Here is an 18040-nt window from a genome sequence, read left to right on the forward strand (position 1 = left end):
GTCCCGAGAGGGCCCCGAGCGGTCCGGCGGCGGGCCGCGCTCGCGCCCACCGCCGCGTCCGCGCCCGCCCCCACCGCCGCGCGCCCCTCGCGGCGAGGCGGCGGCCCGTACGGTGCGCGCCGACGGGTGATCTTGAAGCGTGGCGGCGCGCCAACTGCCGCTTCGCCCTGGAAGACTGACGGCCGCCCCAGGAGCCCCGGCGCGGGGATCCGGCCACCCCCAGAGCTCACCCCCCGTCCACACCCGCGTCGCACCGGCGACGGGTGTGCGTCGCCCCCGTCCCGGAGAGTCCCCTGCGCCACCCACCGAGACGAGGGGACCCCACCCGATGAGCCACAGCTTCCAGGACCCCGACGCCGAACTCCGCGCCGCCGCCCGGCACTTCGGGCGTCGCGGTTTCCTCACCATGACGGGCGCGGCCGCCGCGCTCGCCTTCGCCGTCAACCTCCCCACCGCCGGGAGCGCCGCGGCGGCCGAACTCGACGCGAAGGCCGTCAAGGCCGACCCCTTCACGCTCGGTGTCGGCTCAGGGGACCCGCTCCCGCGGTCCGTCCTGCTGTGGACGCGCCTCGCCCCGAGCCCGTACGAGAGCGACGGCGGAATGCCGAGAGGCCGCGTCACCGTGCGCTGGGAGCTCGCCCACGACGCCCGCTTCACGCGCGTCGTGAAGCGCGGATCGGCCACCGCGCACCCGGAGTTCGCGCACACCGTGCACGTCGAGGTGCCCGGTCTCGACACGGACCGCCCGTACTACTACCGCTTCCGCGCCGGGACGTGGATCAGCCCCGTGGGCCGCACCCGGACGGCCCCCGCGACGAGCGCGAGGCCCACCGCGATGAAGCTCGCCGCCGTCTCCTGCCAGGCGTACCACGACGGGTACTTCACGGCGTACCGCCACCTCGCGGACGAGGACGTGGACCTCGTCTTCCACCTCGGCGACTACCTCTACGAGTACGCGGTGACGGCCGTCGGAGGGAACCGCAAGTACACCGACCGGCGCCTGCCCGCCGTCTTCAACCGCGAGACCCTCACCCTGGAGGACTACCGGCTGCGGTACGCGCTCTACAAGTCCGACCCCGACCTCATCGCCGCGCACGCCGCGCACCCCTTCGTCGTGACGTGGGACGACCACGAGACGGAGAACAACTACGCGGACGACATCCCGGAGAACGACGTCCCGCCGGAGGAGTTCCTGCTCCGCAGGGCCGCCGCCTACCGCGCGTACTGGGAGAACCAGCCGCTGCGCGCGCCGCAGCGGCCCACCGGGTCCGGCATGAGGCTCTACCGGCGCCGCCACTGGGGCCGCCTCGCCCAGTTCGATGTCCTCGACACCCGCCAGTACCGCAGCGACCAGGCGTACGGCGACGGCTGGCAGGTCCCGGGGCCCGAGTCCGAGGACCCCTCGCGCACGCTCACGGGCGAGGCGCAGGAGCGCTGGCTGCTCGACGGGTGGCGCGCCTCGAAGGCCACGTGGAACGTCGTCCCGCAGCAGGTCACCTTCGCGCAGCGCAAGGACCGCGCGACGGACGGCTTCAAGCTGTCCATGGACTCGTGGGACGGCTACCCGGCCTCGCGGCAGCGCCTCCTCGACGGGTGGCGGGCGAGCGGCAAGAACAACCTCATGGTCCTCACCGGGGACGTCCACGTGCACTACGGCTTCGACCTGAAAGCGGACTTCGACGACCCCGCCTCGAAGACCCTGGGCACCGAGATCGTCACCAGCTCGATCACGAGCGGCGGCGACGGCGCCGACAAGCCCGCCAACTGGGACACCTACATGACCGCCAACCCGCACCTGCGTTTCTACAACGGGCGGCGCGGCTACGCGGTCGTGACGCTCGGCACGCGGTCGGCGCGCGCGGACTGGAAGACGGTCTCGGCGGTCACGACGCCCGGCGCGCCGCTCACGGTCGCGGGGTCTTTCGTGACGGAGGCGGGGAAGCCGGGACTGACCCCGGCCTGACCCGCGTACGGGCGGGGGCGACCCACCACGTCGGGCCGCCCCCGGCCACGGGTCACTCGTACCGGACCCCCGTCGCCTCCCGCACCCTGTCCAGCGTCCGCAGTACCGCGAGGGTCCCCTCCAGCGGTACGAGCGGCGACTCCGTCAGCCCCTCGCGCAGACAGCGCGTCACCTCGACCGCCTCCGGCACGTAGCCCTCGCCGCCGCCCTCCTCGCGCGCCGTGTACGTGACGGGCTCGGCGCCCCGGCGGCGCAGGACGAACTCCCCGGGCGCGAAGAAGTTCCCCGCGACCTCGATACGCCCCTCGGAGCCGACGACCGCCGCCCGCGTCGGTCCCGCCCCCAGGAGCCCGCAACGCAGAAGGGCGTGCGCGCCGTTCGCCCAGTCCAGGAGCATCCCGGTCTGGAGGTCCACGCCCTCCTCGGAGAGCTTCGCGCTCGCCGCCACGCCCTCCGGCTCACCGAGCAGCAGCTGCGCGAAGGCGACCGGGTAGACGCCGAGGTCGAGGAGCGCGCCGCCGCCCTGCGCCGGGTCCACCATGCGGTGGCCGGCGGGGAAGGGCCCGTCGACGGAGAAGTCCGCCTCGACGGCGGAGAGTTCACCGATCGCCCCCTCCTCGACGAGCAGCTTCAGACGGCGTACGAGCGGATTGACGTACGTCCACATCGCCTCCATGAGGAAGACGTCCCGCGCGCGGGCCAGTTCCACGAGTCCCGCCGCCTGCCGCGCGTCCAGCGTCATCGGCTTCTCGCACAGCACCCCCTTGCCCGCCTCCAGGCACAGCCGGGCCGCCTCCAGGTGCGCGGTGTGCGGCGTCGCCACGTACACGACGTCGATGTCCTCGTCCGCCGCGAGCGCCGCCCAGGAGCCGTGCGCGCGCGGGACGGCGAAGCGCTCGGCGAAGGCGCGCGCCGCCTCCTCCGTACGCGAACCGACCGCGACCAGCTCGGCGCCCGGCACCGTCACGAGGTCCGCCGCGAACGAAGCCGCGATCGCCCCCGTCGCGAGCACTCCCCAGCGCACGGGGCGCCCCGTGATCCCCTCGCCCATGCCGTCCCCATCTCTCTCGCACCGCCCGCCGGGACCCGGAACGGCCCGGCGTGGCGGAAAACGGTCCGCAGCGGTCCGTCCGAGCTGAGAGCATAGGAAACCTGTTCCCGCTCAAGAGAGGCACACATGGTGGAGCGCGCCCCCGGCACGCGACAGCCCGCAGACGAATCACCCGTCCCCGGCACCAACCCCCCCTCCGCACCCACTCCCCCTCCCGTCCCGGCCTCCGCGACCGTCCCCCCGGCCAGAGCCCCCGAGGCCGCCGAAGGCACGGACCAGGCGGACCCCGCCATATCCGCGTCCGCCCGCCGCACCTCGCTGCTCACCACGCTCGTGCTCGGCGGCCTCACCGCCGTGCCGCCGCTGTCGATGGACATGTACCTCCCGGCGCTGCCGAAGGTCACCGACGCGCTCGGCAGCCCCGCCGCGACCGTGCAGCTCACGCTCACCGCCTGCCTCACCGGCATGGCGCTCGGTCAGCTCGTCGTGGGCCCGCTCAGCGACCGCTTCGGGCGCCGCCGCCCGCTGCTCGTCGGCCTCGTGATCTACATCCTCGCGACCGCCGCGTGCGCGCTCGCCCCCGGCACCGCGCTGCTCATCGTCTTCCGGCTGATCCAGGGCCTCGCCGGGGCCGCCGGGATCGTCATCGCGCGCGCCGTCGTCCGCGACCTGTACGACGGGCTCGCGATGGCCCGGTTCTTCTCGACGCTCATGCTCATCTCCGGGGTCGCGCCGATCGTCGCCCCGCTCATCGGCGGGCAGATCCTGCGCTTCACCGACTGGCGCGGCATCTTCCTCGTCCTCACCGTCGTCGGCGTCCTGCTCACCCTCCTCGTCGTGCGACGCCTCCCCGAGACGCTGCCACCGGCGGACCGCCACACGGGCGGCACGCGCGACGCGCTCGCCACGATGCGCGGACTGCTCGCCGACCGCGTCTTCACCGGCCACGTCCTCGTCGGCGGCTTCACGTTCGCGGCGCTCTTCGCGTACGTGAGCGCCTCGCCGTTCGTCGTGCAGGAGATCTACGGGGCGAGCCCCCAGGTCTTCAGCCTGCTCTTCGGCGTCAACTCGGTCGGGCTCATCATCATGGGCCAGGTCAACGGGCGGCTCCTCGTGGGCCGCGTGAGCCTCGAACGCGCCACCGCCGTCGGCCTCTCGCTCATCACGGCGGCGGCGATCGCCCTCCTGGTCATGACGAGCGGGGTGTTCGGCCGCGTCGGGCTCGTGCCGCTCGCGGTCGCGCTCTTCGTGCTCATGTCCTCGATGAGCCTCGTGCTGCCCAACGCGCAGACCCTCGGCCTCCAGCGCGCTCCGCACGCCGCCGGGTCCGCGTCCGCGCTCATCGGCACCTCGTCCTTCCTCATCGGCGCCATCGCCTCGCCGCTCGTCGGCATCGCGGGCGAGGACACCGCCGTGCCGATGGCACTCGTCCAGCTCGTGAGCGTCCTCGTCGCGGGCGCCGCCTACGTCTTCCTGTGCCGCCCCGGCACGGGGACGAAGGCGACGCTGACGGCGGCGCGGCACGACGTCACCACGACCGCGCTGCCCGCGCCCGCCACCCAGGCGGCGGGGGCCCCGTGCCGCGAAGGGGCTGACGAAGGCTGAACGCCGCCCGCCTGCGCCGCGCGAGCCCCGAGCGCGCCGGACTCGACCCCCGCGAGATCGCCCTGCTCACCGAGGAGGTGCGGGCCCTCACCGAGGGCCCCGAGCCCTGGTGCGCGGGGGCCGTCGTCCTCGCGGGGCGCGGCCCCCACCTCGCCGCCGAATCGGCGGCGGGGTGGGCCGTGCGCTACCGCGCCTGGGACCCCGAGCGCGGCGCGGGCGTGGAACTCCCCCCGGAGGAACGCGTCCCCGCGCGCCTGGACACCCCCTTCGACCTCGCCTCGCTCACCAAGCTCTTCACCGCGATCGCCACGCTCCAGCAGGTCGAGCGCGGCACCCTCGCCCTCGGCACCCCCGTCGCCGAGATCCTCACCGACCACCCGGCCGCCGCCGCGCACGGCTTCACGGTCCGCGCCCTGCTCACCCACACCACCGGGCTGCGCGCCGAACTCCCGCTGTACGCGCTCCCCGACGACGCCGCCCGCTACCGGGCCCTCGCCACCGAGGAACCCGTCGCCGAGCCCGGCACGCGCCGCTACTCCGACCTCAACCCGCTCCTGCTCCAGCACCTCCTCGAACGCCTCACCGGGCAACGCCTCGACCGGCTCGTGGCCGAGGGCATCACCCGCCCCCTCGGCATGACCTCCACCGGCTTCGGCCCGTGCCCCGCCGCCGCGGCGACCGAGGACGAGCGCCGCCCGTGGGCCAAGGCGGACCGGGGCATGGTCCGGGGCCTCGTCCACGACGAGAACGCCTGGGCGCTCGGCGGCGTCGCGGGGCACGCCGGGCTCTTCGGCACGGGACGCGACCTCGCCGTCCTGTGCCGCGCCCTGCTCGGCGGAGGCGCCTACGGCACGGCACGCGTCCTCGCCCCCGAGTACACCGCCCTCATGCTCGACGAAGGACTCGCCTTCGAGGTCGACAAGCCCTGGTACATGGGCGGACTCGCGGGCCCGCTGTGCGCGGGGCACACCGGCTTCACGGGCACCTCGCTCGTCGTGGACCGGGCCACCGACACCTTCCTCGTGCTCCTCGCCACGACCGTCCACCCCCGCCGCCGCACCCCCGACAGCACCCCCCGCGCCCGCGCCGCGACCCGCCTCAAGCGGGCTGTCCGCGACACGGGCCGCGCGCTGCCGTACGAGGATCCGGAGCCGCCGCACCGGGAGCCCGCACCGGACACCGCAGGGACCGCCCAGGACTTTCCGGGCACGCCCTAGAATCCCGGGGTGAACAATCCCGGGGTGACCCACCCGCACCAGGCCCCCTCCGAGGTACTGCGCGTCGCGCTCGGTTCCCTCCTCGACGGGCTCCCGGCCCGTGCCGCCGCACAGTCCGTGGACCGGCTCATCGGGCACTACCGGGGCCGTACCCCCACCGGGGCGCCCGTGCTGCGCGACCGCTCCGACGTCGCCGCCTACGCCGCGTACCGGATGCCCGCGACCTTCGAGGCGACGCGGGCCGCGCTCGGCGCGCTCGCCGCCGCCCGGCCCGGCTGGACCCCGGCCGGGCACCTCGACCTCGGCGGCGGCACCGGGGCCGCTGTGTGGGCGGCGGGCGCGACGTGGGAGGGGGCACGGCCCGTCACCGTCGTCGACTGGGCGCGCCCCGCGCTCGACCTCGGCGCCGAACTCGCCGCCGCCGCGCCCTGGCCCGCCGTGCGCGGCGCCCGCTGGACGCAGGGCCGCGTCGGCACGGGCACGGCCCCCGCCGCACCCCTCGTCACGATCTCGTACGTCCTGGGCGAACTGACCGAAAACGACCGCGCGGCCGTCGTCGACACCGCTCTCGCGGCGATCGGCGAGGACCCCGGGGCGGCCGTCGTCGTCACCGAGCCGGGCACCCCCGAGGGCTACGCCCGCGTCCTCGCGGCGCGCGACCGCCTCCTCGCCGCCGGGCTGCACGTCGCCGCCCCCTGCCCGCACGACGGACGCTGCCCCATCGAGCCCGGCCGCGACTGGTGCCACTTCTCGGCCCGTGTCGCGCGCTCCTCGCTGCACCGGCAGGTCAAGGGCGGCTCACTGCCGTACGAGGACGAGAAGTTCGCCTACGTGGCGGCCACGCGCGCCACGCCCGAGCGGGTCCCCACCCGCATCCTGCGCCGCCCCCAGATCCGCAAGGGCCAGGTCCTCCTGGACCTCTGCGCACCCGGCGAGACCCTGCGCCGCGAGACCGTCACGAAGCGCCAGGGACCCCTCTACCGGGCCGCGCGCGACATCGACTGGGGCGACGCGTGGCCCCCGGCCGGGGACGCCGAACGGGCCGGGGAAGCGGGCGGGGGCACGGCCGGCTGAACCGGCGCGGGCCGCAGCTCCTGCGTACAGCACTTCACGCTCCCGCCCCCCTTCACCAGCTCGTCCAGCTCCACCCCCACCGGGTCGAAGCCCCGCTCGCGCAACGGGCCGAAGAGGCCCCGCGCCTCGCGCGGGAGCACCACGTGCCGTCCGTCCGAGACCGCGTTGAGGCCCAGGGCCAGCGCGTCCGCCTCGCTCGCGAGGAGCGCGCCGGGGAAGAGGGCGGTGAGGACCGCCCGGCTGCCCGGCGAGAACGCGCCGGGGAAGTACACGACCTCCTCGCGCTCCGCGTCGAGGACGGCGAACGCCGTGTCCAGGTGGTAGAAGCGCGGATCGACCAGCTCCAGACCGATCGCCGGGCGGCCGAAGAACTCCTGCGCCTCCCCCAGCGCGAGCGGCGAGGAGCGGAAGCCGTGCCCCGCCAGGAGCCACCGGCCCGTCACGGCGAAGTCCCCCTCGCCCTCGTTGACCTGCACGGGAACGCCGACGTCCGCCCAGCCCCGCGCCGTGAACCACGCCCGGTGCGCCGCCGCCTCCGGCTCCCGTTCCGCGAAGGCGAAGCGCGCCCCGAACACGCGCCCGCCGACCACGGTCGCCCCGTTCGCCGCGTACACCATGTCCGGCAGCCCCGGCTCCGGGTCGAGCACGTCCACGGTGTGCCCGAGCGCCCGGTAGCGGGCCACGAGCCCCTCCCACTGCGCGAGCGCACGCGCCCGGTCCACGGGCGTGCCCGGGTCCATCCACGGGTTGATCGCGTAGCGGACCTCGAAGTGCTCCGGAGGGCACATCAGGTAGTGGCGCGGGCTCGCCTCGCGGGCGCTCGCGGTACGGATCACGGCAACCTCCTCGTACGCGGGGTACGGAGATCACGCGGGCCCGCGCGCGGCCGGGCGGCCCGCCGCCGCGCCATCCGGCACGGCACGGCCATCGTGCGGCAGACGCCGGGCGCCGGTCTGCGCGCCGAACGGGTGAACGTCGCCGAGGCCCCCGGGAACGGGCCCCGTCCGTGATCGCCCCGTACAAGTGGCACCATGGACGGATCACCGGGACGAAGTGAGAGGTGAGATGGGCGCAGCGCACGACCGGCGGCCGGGCAGGCTCACGCAGTGGTGGCGGCGTGCCACCGGACAGCCCCCCGGCGGTGAACCCCCCGCACAGGACCGCACCGCGCTGCTGCTCGCCGTCGCCCAGGCCGGACTGCCGCTCGCCCCCGCCGCCCACCCGGTCGGCCACCGCTGCTCCTGCGCGCGCGTCGGCTGCCCCACGCCCGGCAGGCACCCCGTCTCCTTCGCCTGGCAGACCCAGTCCACGCACGACCGCGCGCAGATCGAGCGGTGGGCGGCGGCCGAGCCCGAGGCGAACTTCGTCACGGCGACCGGCATGGTCCACGACGTGCTCGACGTGCCCTTCGACACCGGCGAGCGCGTCCTCGCGCGCCTCGCCGAGAACGGGGACGGCACGGAGATCGGCCCCGTCGCGGTGAGCGACGACGGCCGGATGTTCTTCTTCACGACGACCCGGGGAACGCCCGAGGACGAGGACGAGTACTGGCCCTGTGAGCTGGACTCGCACCCCGAGTCGGTCGACGAGCACCCGGGCCTGCGCTGGCACTGTCGCGGCAGCTATGTCCTCGTGCCGCCCGCGCGCCTGCCGGGCGAAGGGCTCGGCGTCACGTGGCTGCGGGGCCCGGAGCACCCCCTCGTGGACCCGCTGCCGCTGCTCGCGGCCTTCACCGACGCGGAGGCGGTGGCGGCGGGAACGCCGGGAGAGGAACAGGAGAGGTGAGGGAGGGGTGAGCCGGCGCGGCTGGTGAGGCGGGCCCCGGCGCGACCTCCCCGCCGGACGCCCCGCACCGCCCGCCGTCGCAGCCCCCGCCCCCGCCTCAGCTCCCCTCCGCTCCCGTCAGTCCCTGGAGCCGGTTGAGGAAGACGGCGGGTCCGCCCGACGGGGGCACCTTCACCGTCTCGTTGGACGTGTACTCCAGCGTGTACGAGCGGTCCACGCGGCCCTTCAGGAGCGGCTTCGCCGCGAGCGGCGGGACGACGGCGACGTTCTGGGCGCCCGTGCGGCGTTCGTAGTGGCGGCTCGCGAAGAAGGCGAGGCTGCCGCCGTCGGCGGTGCGCAGCGCGTACGGCCGGAAGGCGCCCGTGTCGGCGGGCTCGTCGGCCCACTGGATCGTCCAGCCGGGGCGCTCGGCGGTCTTCGCGCGCTGCTCGCGCCACCCCGTCGTGTGCCGCCCGGGCGCGAAGCGCTCGCCCTTGCCGTCGTGGAGGTAGGTCGTGTACGCGCGGCTCAGCGCCCCCGGCGTCGCCGGGACGACGTACCCGTCCCCGTCCGTACGGAACTTCGGTATCGCGCCGGGCGAGAGGATCGCGAGGTAGGTGGCCCGCCAGTCCGCCTCCGGCGCCGAGCGGGTGAAGAGGAAGAGCCAGCGGGTGTCGCGCGCCGGGTCGTCGTCCACGTCGCGGTTGGTGTCGGTGTCCGCGACGAACCAGCGCGGCCAGCCGCGCTGGCGGGGTATCAGGTAGCGCACGTCGGAGACCTCCAGCGGGCTCGCCTTGGCGCCGCCCGCCGGGTTCGCGGCCTTCCGCGAGCGCAGGCTCTGCTGCGTGATGGCGCCGAAGGGCCCGGCGAGCACGGCGGCGTCCTTCGCCGGGTCGAGGTCGCGGGCCGCCTCGTTGTACGCGCCGCGGAACCGCTTCAGCGCGGTCGCCGCCTCGCCGCGCGTCGCGGCCGGGACGAGCGCCGTCTCGCCGTGCACGGTGACACAGCCCGTGGCGGTCAGCGCGAGCGCGAGCGCGAGCAGCCCGCCCCGTGCCCCGTACCGGCTCCGCTCACCCCGCCGCGGAAGTCCCCGCGTCCTCCGCGCTGCCCTCATCGGCTCCCGCCACCCTCTCCCCGCCGCGCTTGCCCCTGCTGCGCCCGAACCCTACCGGGGCGAGGAAGAGCCCGAGCGCCGGTACCAGGTACAGCGTCCACACCGTGACCTGGAGGACGGTCGGGTCGGGCTGGAAGTTGAGGACGCCCTTCAGGAGCGTGCCGTACCAGGACTCGGGCGGGATCGTGGAGCCGATGTCGAAGGCGAGGTCGGTGAGGCCGCCGAGCCAGCCGGCCTCCTGGAGGTCGTGGAAGCCGTAGGCGAGGACACCGGCCGCGACGACGACGAGCATGCCGCCCGTCCACAGGAAGAACTTCGCGAGGTTGATGCGGACCGCGCCCTTGTAGAAGAGCCAGCCGAGGACGACGGCGGTCAGCAGCCCGAGGACGACGCCGATGAGCGGCGCGTGCGTGCCGTCGCTCGACGCCTGCACGGAGGCCCAGACGAACAGCGCCGTCTCCAGGCCCTCGCGGCCGACCGCGAGGAAGGCGGTCAGGACGAGCGCCCCCGTGCCCATGACGAGCGCCTTGTCCAGCTTGCCCTGGAGCTCGCTGCGCAGGTGCCTCGCTGTGCGCCGCATCCAGAAGACCATCCACGTCACGAGCCCCACGGCGATGATCGAGAGCGAGCCGCCGAGCGCCTCCTGCGCCTCGAAGGTCAGCTCGCGCGAGCCGTAGGTGAGGGCGCAGCCGAAGCCGAGCGCGAGCAGGACCGCGACGACGATCCCGGTCCACACGGGGCGCAGCGCCTCGCGCCGCCCCGTCTTGACGAGGTAGGCGACGAGGATGCAGACGACGAGGCTCGCTTCGAGGCCCTCGCGCAGCCCGATGAGGTAGTTGGCGAACATGCGGGGCCTCTCAGTCCTTGGCCGGGGCGGTGAAGAGCGCGCGTCCCCACCAGTCGTGGGCGTCGCGCACCCCGGGCGGGATCGCGAAGAGCGCCGAACCGACGTGCTGGATGTACTCGTTGAGCGCGTCGTGGCGGGCGAGCGCGCGCTGCACGGGGATGAACCCGGTCCGCGGGTCGCGCTGGTACGCGAGGAAGAAGAGGCCCGCGTCCAGGCGCCCGAGCCCGTCCGTGCCGTCCGTGAAGGAGTAGCCGCGCCGCAGGATGCGGTGCCCGCCGTGCGCGGCGGGCCGGGCGAGCCGGACGTGCGCGGTGGGCAGCATCGCGCGCGGGGCCACCGGGTCGTGCTCGGCGAGCTTCCCGGCCGGCGCGCCGGTCCGCTTCGTCCGCCCGAAGACGTCCTCCTGCTCGCGCAGCGACGTCCGGTCCCACACCTCGATGTTCATGCGGATGCGCCGCGCGACGAGGTACGAGCCGCCGACGAGCCACGCGGGCCCGTCCTTCTCCGGGACCCACACGTGCCGGTCGAGCGCGGCGGTCTCGTCGCCCGCGATGTTGTTCGTGCCGTCCTTGAACCCGAAGAGATTGCGTGGGGTCTCCGCGCCCGGGGTCGTCGACGAGGTCTTGCCGAAGCCGAGCTGGGACCAGCGGATCGCGACGGTCCCGAAGCCGATGCGCGCGAGGTTGCGGATCGCGTGCACGGCCACCTGCGGGTCGTCGGCGCACGCCTGGACGCACAGGTCGCCGCCACCGCGCGCCGTGTCGAGGTGGTCGCCGGGGAAGGCGGGCAACTCTTCGAGCGCGTCGGGACGTCGGCCTTCGAGCCCGAAGCGCGTGAAGAGCGAGGGCCCGACGCCGAAGGTGAGCGTGAGGCGGGCGGGGGAGAGCCCGTACGCCTCGCCGGTGTCGTCCGGGGGCGCCTCGTCCGCGCCGAACGCCCCTTCGCCGACGGTGTGACCGGCGGTCATCCGCGCGGCGGCCTTCGTCCACTCCTTCAGCAGGGCGACGAGTTCGGCGCGTTCGGTCGTCGTGACATCGAAGGCGGCGAAGTGCAGCCGGTCCTGGACGGGCGTGGCGATCCCGGCCTGGTGGGCGCCGTGGAAGGGCACGGCGGCGGACGGCGCGGCCGGGTCCGCGCCGTCGAGCGCGAGCGCGGTGCCGGTGGCGGCGCCCGCGCCGAGGACGAGCCCGGCCCCGCCCCAGCCGAGCAGGTGGCGTCGGGAGGGGCCGCCGTGCGTTTCCCGCTCGTCCGTGCTCACTTGCCCACGACCGCCGCTGCGAGCTTCGAGAGCGGCTCGGCGAGCGCGTTCACGCCGTCCGAGAGCTTCTTGCGCTGGGCTTCCTTCACCTTGTCGTAGGAGGTGAAGGCGTAGGAGCCGGCGCTCGGCCGGTAGGCGTCGAGCTGCTTGTCGAGGGCGGCGAAGCGCGCGTCCAGCCGCCTCACGAGCGCGGCGTCGTGGGCCTTCGCGACGGGCTTGAGGAGCGTGTACGCCTTCTCGGCGCCCTCGACGTTCGCCTTGAAGTCCACGAGGTCGGTGTGCGAGTAGCGCTCCTCCTCGCCGGTCACCTTGCCGGTCGCGACCTCGTCGAGGAGGTCCTTCGCGCCGTTGGCCATCGAGGTCGGCGTGATGACGGCGCGGCCCACGCGCCGCTGCCAGTCCTTGAGGTCCGTGTCGAGCCGGGTCGCGAGGCTCTTCTCCTCGGCGCCGATCCTGCCGTCCGCGAAGAGCGCCTTCTCCAGGCGGTGCCAGCCGGTCCACTTCTGGCCCTTCTCCAGGCCGTCCGCGCGCGTGTCCGTCTTCGGGTCGATGTCCCCGAAGGACTCCGCGACGGGCTCGGTGCGCTCCCAGCCGATGCGCGAGGGCGCGTAAGCCTTCTTCGCCGCGGCGAGGTCGCCCGCGCGGATCGCGTCGGTGAAGACCTTGACCTTCGGCAGCGTCTGGTCGGCCTGGTCCTGCGCGTAGTCGCGGTAGGCGGAGACCGCCGCGTCGAGGCGCGGGTCGCGCGCGGCGGCGTCCCCGCCCGAGACGGTGAGCTTCTGCCGCACGCCGTGGCCGACCATGCCGGGACGGCAGGCGATCTCGTAGTCGCCCGCCTTGACCTCGGCGGTGAGCGTGTAGGTGACGCCGGGTCCGATGTTCTCCTTCTCGGAGACGATCCGGCCGTCCGGCATCACGATCTCGACCTCGGTCGCGCGCTTGCCCTTGTTGGCGATGGCGAGCGTGACCTTCCCCGCCTTCGCGGTCTTCGCGGTCGTGTCGCAGGCCGTGTCCGCCGCGGTGACGCCGATGGTCCCGTCCTCGCCCGCTTTCGCGTCGCTCTTCTCGGTGCAGGCGGTGAGCCCACCGAGGGCCAGGGCGCCGGTGAGCACGGCGAGTACGGGATGGCGCAGGGGACGCATGGGAGGGCTCCAGGAGCACGAGGCGACGGCCGGGGAAGGGCCGCCGGGGGAGGGGAGTGCCGGTGAGGCGACCCTAATTTAGCGGAGCCTTACCTCACCGGAACACCGGCTTCTCGTGATCTGCCTCTCATCCGTGAGGAACAGTCATGAAAGGGTCAAGGTGTGGTCAAGTGCAGCTATGAGGCGGTCACTTGAGGGGGGCCCGGACCGGGAGCACCAAGGGGCCGCCGGTCGCCGGGTGCGGGATGACCTCGACCGGCTGCCGGTAGACCTCGGTCAGGAGGTCCGCCGAGAGGACGTCGGCGGGGGGCCCGTCCGCCGTGACACGGCCCTCGTGGAGGATCGCGACGCGGTGCGCGTACGCGGCGGCGAGGCCGAGGTCGTGGAGCACGACGACGACCGCGTCCCCTGCCGCCGCGCGCTCGCGGCACACGCGCAGGACGAGCTCCTGGTGGCGCAGGTCGAGCGCGGCCGTCGGCTCGTCGAGCAGCACGAGCGGGGCGCGCTGGGCGAGGACGCGGGCGAGCGCGACGCGAGCGCGCTCACCGCCCGAGAGCGCCGAGAAGGGGCGCGCCGCGAAGGCGGTCGTCTCCGTCGTCGCCATCGCCTCGCGCACCGCCGCCCCGTCCTGCTCCTCGTGCTCCGTGCCCGCCCACGGGGCGCGGCCCATCCGGACCACCTCCGCCGCGGTGAAGGGGAACGACAGCGTCGCCGCCTGCGGCAACACCGCGCGGCGCACAGCGAGTTCCGCGGCGCTCCACTGCCCGGCGGGCCGCCCCAGGATCTCCACCGCGCCCGCCTCCGGCCGCGCGTCGACGGCCAGCACCGCCAGGAGCGTCGACTTGCCCGCCCCGTTCGGCCCGACGAGCGCGAGCACCTCCCCGGCCCGTACGGTCAGTTCGACGCCACTGAGCACCGGCCGCCCCCCGAGCCCCAGCCCCACCCCCGCCGCCCGCGCCACCGTCTCGCCCGCCGCGGGCCGCTCCGGTGACCGCCGCGCGCGCCCGCCCGCTCCGTGCCACCTCATGCCCAGCCTCCCTGCCCGCGACGGGTCCTGCGCAGCAGCCAGAAGAAGAACGGGCTGCCGAAGAGCGCCGTCAGCACCCCGAGCGGCAACTCCGCCGGGGCCGCGACGGTACGGGCCGCGAGGTCCGCGCCCACGAGGACGAGCCCCCCGCCGAGCGCGCTCGCCGGGACGAGGAAGCGGTGTCCGGGACCCGCCGCCATGCGCAGCAGGTGCGGCACGAGCAGTCCCACGAACGCGATGACCCCCGAGACCGCGACGGCGGCGGCGGTCAGCAGCGCCACGACGAGCACGAGGACGAGCCGCAAGCGCTCGACATCCACGCCCAGGTGCCGCGCCGGGCGTTCACCGAGCGCGAGCAGGTCCAGCTTGCGCGCGTACAGCGGCGCCACCACGAGCCCGGCGAGGGCGCACGGCAGGACGGCGAGGACCTTCGGCCATGTCGCCTGCGCGAGGGAACCGAGCTGCCAGAAGGTGATCTGCGAGACCTGCGCGTTGTCCGCGAAGAAGACGAAGAGGCCGATGAGCGCGCCCGCGAAGGCGTTGACGGCGATCCCCGTGAGGATCAGCGTCACCACCTCGGTCCGCCCGCCCGCGCGCGAGAGCGCGTAGACGAGCAGCACCGTCGCGAGGCCCGCGACGAACGCGAAGACCGAGACCGTCCAGGTGCCCAGGACGTCGATGCCCAGCGCGATCGAGCCGACCGCGCCGACGGCGGCCCCCGACGAGATCCCGATGACGCCCGGTTCCGCGAGCGGGTTGCCGAACACCCCCTGCGTGAGCGCCCCCGCGCAGCCCAGCGAGGCCCCGACGAGCAGCGCGAGCACGACCCTCGGGAGCCGCACGTTCCACAGCACGCTCTCGCCGACGCGGTCCAGCGCGTGCCCGCCGACGCCCGCCCTGTGCGCGAGCGAGGCGAGGAGGTCGCCGAGCGGGACGTGGTAGGCGCCGACGCTCGCGGAGACGAGGCAGAGGGCGACGAGGGCGAGGACGAGGGCGGGGGTGAGGACGCGGGCGACGGGGCGGGGCGCCCCGGGGGAGGGAACGGCGGCCCGCGAGGGCCGCGCCCCCTCCTGACCTGGCGCTTCCCCGGCCCGCACCGCCTCCGAGGCCGTCATCCCTTGCCGCCCTTGCCGGGCGTGCCGCCCTGACGGTCCGTGCCTGACGTGCCGTACAGCTGGTCCACGAGCGTCGCCAGGACCTCGTCCGTGCGCGGGCCGTAGTTCAGGAGGACGCCGTCGTCGACCGAGACGACGCGGCGGTCGAGTCCGGCGGGGGTCTCTGCGACACCGGGGATCTTCAGGAGCCCGTCGACGCCGCCGACCGAGTCGAGTCCCTTGCGCATGACGAGGATCGCGTCGGGCGCCGCCTTCGCGAGGGCCTCGCTCGTGATCGCGGTGAAGTCCTTGCGCAGCCCGGACTCCTTGCCCGCGTCCACCGCGCCCGCCGCCTCCAGGAGCGAACTCGCCCCGGACTCGGCACCGCCGAGGAGATACACGGAGGCCGTGCCGCGCAGGTAGAGGAAGGCGACGCGGGGGTGGTCGGCGTGCGCGGGGATCTTCTCGCGCGCCGCGGCGAGGCGGTGCTCGGTGCGCCGGGCGAGCGCGTCGCCCGCGCCGGGGACACCGAGGGTCCGTGCGACGGCGTGGATGCGCGGGGCCACGTCGTCGAGGCTCTTCGCGGGATCGAGGATCACGAGCGGGACGCCCGCCTCGCGGATCTGCTCGATCGCCTCGGCGGGCCCGGTCGTGGACTCGGCGAGGACGAGGCTCGGGTGCAGCGAGAGGACGTTCTCGGCCGAGACGTCGTGCGCGCGCGTCACGAGGGGCAGTTTCCTCGCCTGCGCGAAGGTCGCCGTGACGTCCTTCGCCACGACGCGGTCACCGAGTCCGAGGCTGAAGACGAGTTCGCTGAGGCTCCCGGTGAGGGGCACGATCCGCGAGACGTCCCGCACGGTGACGGTGTGCCCGTCGGCCGACTTGACCCGCGCGGGGAGTTCCGGCGAGGGCTCGCCGGGAAGCGGCTCGACGCGATCGCGGTGCGCGGCGGCGCTCGCCGACCGTTGGGGGGTGGCCCCGTCCCCCGTGCCGCCGGAGCCGCCGCCCGTGCCGCAGGCCGCGAGGACGAGTGCGGCGAGCAGTGCCGCGCCGAGCCGGAAGCGGGCTGTCACCGGGGACCGTCTCGCGGCCGGGGACGACGGCCTCAGTGGTGTGCGCACCGGTCAACCATCCTGTCGTGGTGGGTTCGTGCGGGCTTGTGCGGGAACCGGGGTTCCCGGGACCGCAGGTCGTATATTAGGTTAGCCTTACCTTATTAGCCAGGGCTTTGCCGGGGCGACCCGTCCTTTCCGTGGCCCTCTCCTGTACCGCCGCACGCCCCTCGGGGTGCCGTGCGCCCCTCCCCGAAGGTGTCCATGACGCACGCATCGCGCAGCCGTTCGGCCCGTTGGGCCGCCCTCGCCCTGCTGCTCGCCCTCGCTCTCGCCCTGCTCCCGCTCGGCCGGGCGCGGGCGGCCGAGCGCACGGTGAGCGGCGGCCGGCTCGACTGGGGAATCAAGTCCTCGTTCCAGAGCTACGTCACCGGGCCCATCGCGCAAGGCAGTTGGAGCCTGAGCGGCGGCGTCGGCACCGTCGGGGGCAGCCAGTTCCGGTTCCCCTCGGCGAGCGGCACGTACGACCCGGACAGCGGCGCGCTGCGTACCAGCTTCGCGGGCGCGGTGCGCTTCGTCGGGCACAAGGAGGGCGCCTCGTACGCACTCGACCTCACCCTCAGCCGCCCCACCGTCCGCATCGCGAACGGCTCGGGCACCCTCTACGCCGACCTGCGCGGCAAGGCGAAGGGCAGCGGGCGGTGGAGCGACCGCGCCCAAGTCCCCCTCGCCCGCCTCGACCTCGGCGGGATCAGCACCAAGGGCGGTGGCACCCCGATCGGCCTCGCCGACGTGCCCGCGACGCTCACCGCGCAGGGCGCGAGCGCCTTCGCCGGCTACTACACGGCCGGTACGGCGCTCGACCCCGTCACCCTCTCCGTCGATGTCCTCGCCGCCGCCACGACCCAGGCGCCGTCGAAGAGTCCGGGCCCGTCGAAGAGCCCGGCGAAGAAGACCGCGAGCCCCGCGAAGGCCGGGCGCATCGAGGACGCGGCGCTCGACTGGGGCGTGCGCCGCACGTGGCGCGAGTACGTGACGGGCCCGGTCGCCGAGGGCGAGTGGACCCTCGGGAACGGCGCCCAGGACGGCGGCGCGCTCTACCGCTTCCCGCGCGGCTCCGGTACGTACGAGGCGGAGAACGGCCGTCTCGACGCGGACTTCACCGGCACGCTCCGCTTCACCGGCGCCCACGGCCTCGACCTGCGCCTCGCCGCGCCGCACGTGAAGGTGCGCGAGGGCAGGGGCACCCTCAGCGCGAAGGTGGCGCGGGACGGCGCGAAGGCCCGGACCCGCACCCTCGTCACCTTCGACGCCGAGAAGCTGAAGAAGGACGACGGCCTCGTGCTGCTCACCGAGGCCCCCGCGACACTCACCGCCGAGGGCGCCGGGGTCTTCGGCGGCGTCTACAAGGCGGGCACCGCGATGGACCCCGTCTCGCTCGCCGTCGCCCTCGACGACACCGCGCAACTCCCCGCCCTGCCCGACATCGGCAGCGACGCCTCCGCCGCCCCGAGGAAGGCCACTGAGACCACCCCTGCCCCGGCGGCGGGCTCCGCGACAACCGCCGCGTCCGACGACGGCTCCCCGGCCGTGCCGCTCGCGCTCGGCGCGGGAGCCGTGGTCCTGATCGCCGCGGCGGGCACGGCCTACGGGCTCACCCGCGCGCGCAGGGCGCGCACGGCCGCCGGAGACGCCGACAGGGGCACGCCCCCCGGCACCTGACGGCACGTCGCCCCCACGCGGCAGGCCGCCGCACTCGACCAGCCCCCGTCCCCACCACCCGCCACCGCCCCCGCAGCAGGGGACGGTCCACCCGAGGAGCAGCAAGTCAC

Annotated in this window: 15 protein-coding genes; 6 read left to right on the plus strand and 9 right to left on the minus strand. The window is 74.9% G+C overall.

All coding sequences use genetic code 11. The annotated features are described in order from the left end of the window. Positions 1 to 328: 328 nt before the first annotated feature. The gene (locus IF99_RS0101400; RefSeq protein ID WP_030994410.1) at positions 329 to 1963 is read left to right on the plus strand and encodes an alkaline phosphatase D family protein; all 1635 of its coding nucleotides are present in this window, start codon (positions 329 to 331) and stop codon (positions 1961 to 1963) included. 52 nt (positions 1964 to 2015) lie between these two features. Here the strand turns inward: IF99_RS0101400 and IF99_RS0101405 are convergent, their stop codons facing one another. Beyond that, positions 2016 to 3014: a Gfo/Idh/MocA family protein gene (locus tag IF99_RS0101405; protein ID WP_030994411.1), complete on the minus strand. Its 999-nt coding sequence runs from the start codon at positions 3012 to 3014 to the stop codon at positions 2016 to 2018. A gap of 126 nt (positions 3015 to 3140) precedes the next feature. On the opposite strand from IF99_RS0101405, the gene IF99_RS0101410 reads away from it, so the two are divergent. From IF99_RS0101410 to IF99_RS0101420, 3 genes are all read left to right on the plus strand, one after another. Next, positions 3141 to 4619: a multidrug effflux MFS transporter gene (locus IF99_RS0101410; RefSeq protein WP_030994412.1), complete on the plus strand. Its 1479-nt coding sequence runs from the start codon at positions 3141 to 3143 to the stop codon at positions 4617 to 4619. Positions 4620 to 4696: 77 nt separating this feature from the next. Next, on the plus strand, positions 4697 to 5836 hold the full coding sequence (locus IF99_RS0101415) for a serine hydrolase domain-containing protein (RefSeq protein WP_234340548.1): 1140 nt from the start codon (positions 4697 to 4699) through the stop codon (positions 5834 to 5836). A 24-nt stretch (positions 5837 to 5860) separates the two neighbouring features. Next, on the plus strand, positions 5861 to 6910 hold the full coding sequence (locus IF99_RS0101420; RefSeq protein ID WP_030994414.1) for a small ribosomal subunit Rsm22 family protein: 1050 nt from the start codon (positions 5861 to 5863) through the stop codon (positions 6908 to 6910). On the opposite strand, the gene ddaH is transcribed toward IF99_RS0101420, so the two are convergent. Continuing rightward, positions 6814 to 7746, minus strand: coding sequence for a dimethylargininase (gene ddaH / locus IF99_RS31930; protein WP_078654945.1), 933 nt, complete (start codon positions 7744 to 7746; stop codon positions 6814 to 6816). The two genes, IF99_RS0101420 and ddaH, sit on opposite strands and share 97 nt — an antisense overlap. A 229-nt stretch (positions 7747 to 7975) precedes the next feature. Between ddaH and IF99_RS0101435 the strand changes: the two genes are divergently transcribed. Then, the gene (locus tag IF99_RS0101435; protein WP_030994416.1) at positions 7976 to 8695 is read left to right on the plus strand and encodes a bifunctional DNA primase/polymerase; all 720 of its coding nucleotides are present in this window, start codon (positions 7976 to 7978) and stop codon (positions 8693 to 8695) included. A gap of 97 nt (positions 8696 to 8792) precedes the next feature. On the opposite strand, the gene IF99_RS0101440 is transcribed toward IF99_RS0101435, so the two are convergent. From IF99_RS0101440 to IF99_RS0101470, 7 genes are all read right to left on the minus strand, one after another. Further along, positions 8793 to 9788 (minus strand): hypothetical protein, encoded by a 996-nt coding sequence (locus IF99_RS0101440; protein WP_037826299.1) that lies wholly within the window; start codon positions 9786 to 9788, stop codon positions 8793 to 8795. After that, positions 9745 to 10635 carry an iron uptake transporter permease EfeU gene (efeU, locus tag IF99_RS0101445; RefSeq protein ID WP_030994418.1) on the minus strand — a complete coding sequence of 297 codons (891 nt, stop codon included), beginning with the start codon at positions 10633 to 10635 and terminating at the stop codon, positions 9745 to 9747. Before efeU ends, IF99_RS0101440 begins: the two co-directional genes overlap by 44 nt. 10 nt (positions 10636 to 10645) lie before the next feature. Continuing rightward, positions 10646 to 11893: an iron uptake transporter deferrochelatase/peroxidase subunit gene (efeB, locus tag IF99_RS0101450; RefSeq protein WP_030994419.1), complete on the minus strand. Its 1248-nt coding sequence runs from the start codon at positions 11891 to 11893 to the stop codon at positions 10646 to 10648. Continuing rightward, positions 11890 to 13035 (minus strand): iron uptake system protein EfeO, encoded by a 1146-nt coding sequence (gene efeO, locus IF99_RS0101455; RefSeq protein ID WP_030994420.1) that lies wholly within the window; start codon positions 13033 to 13035, stop codon positions 11890 to 11892. The genes efeB and efeO overlap by 4 nt, the downstream gene beginning before the upstream one ends. 187 nt (positions 13036 to 13222) lie before the next feature. Then, the gene (locus IF99_RS0101460; RefSeq protein WP_030994421.1) at positions 13223 to 14062 is read right to left on the minus strand and encodes a heme ABC transporter ATP-binding protein; all 840 of its coding nucleotides are present in this window, start codon (positions 14060 to 14062) and stop codon (positions 13223 to 13225) included. Beyond that, complete coding sequence (locus IF99_RS0101465) at positions 14059 to 15177, minus strand: FecCD family ABC transporter permease (protein ID WP_030994422.1); 1119 nt, start codon at positions 15175 to 15177, stop codon at positions 14059 to 14061. The genes IF99_RS0101460 and IF99_RS0101465 overlap by 4 nt, the downstream gene beginning before the upstream one ends. Then, positions 15174 to 16277 carry a heme/hemin ABC transporter substrate-binding protein gene (locus IF99_RS0101470; RefSeq protein ID WP_030994423.1) on the minus strand — a complete coding sequence of 368 codons (1104 nt, stop codon included), beginning with the start codon at positions 16275 to 16277 and terminating at the stop codon, positions 15174 to 15176. Before IF99_RS0101470 ends, IF99_RS0101465 begins: the two co-directional genes overlap by 4 nt. Positions 16278 to 16472: 195 nt before the next feature. On the opposite strand from IF99_RS0101470, the gene IF99_RS0101475 reads away from it, so the two are divergent. After that, positions 16473 to 17930 carry an HtaA domain-containing protein gene (locus IF99_RS0101475; protein WP_030994424.1) on the plus strand — a complete coding sequence of 486 codons (1458 nt, stop codon included), beginning with the start codon at positions 16473 to 16475 and terminating at the stop codon, positions 17928 to 17930. Positions 17931 to 18040: the final 110 nt, after the last annotated feature.

This window comes from Streptomyces sp. NRRL F-5630 (genome assembly GCF_000719475.1).
Taxonomy (GTDB): Bacteria; Actinomycetota; Actinomycetes; order Streptomycetales; family Streptomycetaceae; genus Streptomyces.

Excerpts from the sequence above, each read along its gene's own strand:
- IF99_RS0101460 (WP_030994421.1), bottom strand. The coding sequence starts at position 14,062 with ATGAGGTGGCACGGAGCGGGCGGGCGCGCGCGGCGGTCACCGGAGCGG.
- efeO (WP_030994420.1), bottom strand. The coding sequence starts at position 13,035 with ATGCGTCCCCTGCGCCATCCCGTACTCGCCGTGCTCACCGGCGCCCTG.
- efeU (WP_030994418.1), bottom strand. The coding sequence starts at position 10,635 with ATGTTCGCCAACTACCTCATCGGGCTGCGCGAGGGCCTCGAAGCGAGC.
- IF99_RS0101465 (WP_030994422.1), bottom strand. The coding sequence starts at position 15,177 with ATGACGGCCTCGGAGGCGGTGCGGGCCGGGGAAGCGCCAGGTCAGGAG.
- IF99_RS0101400 (WP_030994410.1), top strand. The coding sequence starts at position 329 with ATGAGCCACAGCTTCCAGGACCCCGACGCCGAACTCCGCGCCGCCGCC.
- IF99_RS0101435 (WP_030994416.1), top strand. The coding sequence starts at position 7,976 with ATGGGCGCAGCGCACGACCGGCGGCCGGGCAGGCTCACGCAGTGGTGG.
- IF99_RS0101405 (WP_030994411.1), bottom strand. The coding sequence starts at position 3,014 with ATGGGCGAGGGGATCACGGGGCGCCCCGTGCGCTGGGGAGTGCTCGCG.
- IF99_RS0101475 (WP_030994424.1), top strand. The coding sequence starts at position 16,473 with ATGACGCACGCATCGCGCAGCCGTTCGGCCCGTTGGGCCGCCCTCGCC.
- IF99_RS0101440 (WP_037826299.1), bottom strand. The coding sequence starts at position 9,788 with ATGAGGGCAGCGCGGAGGACGCGGGGACTTCCGCGGCGGGGTGAGCGG.
- IF99_RS0101410 (WP_030994412.1), top strand. The coding sequence starts at position 3,141 with ATGGTGGAGCGCGCCCCCGGCACGCGACAGCCCGCAGACGAATCACCC.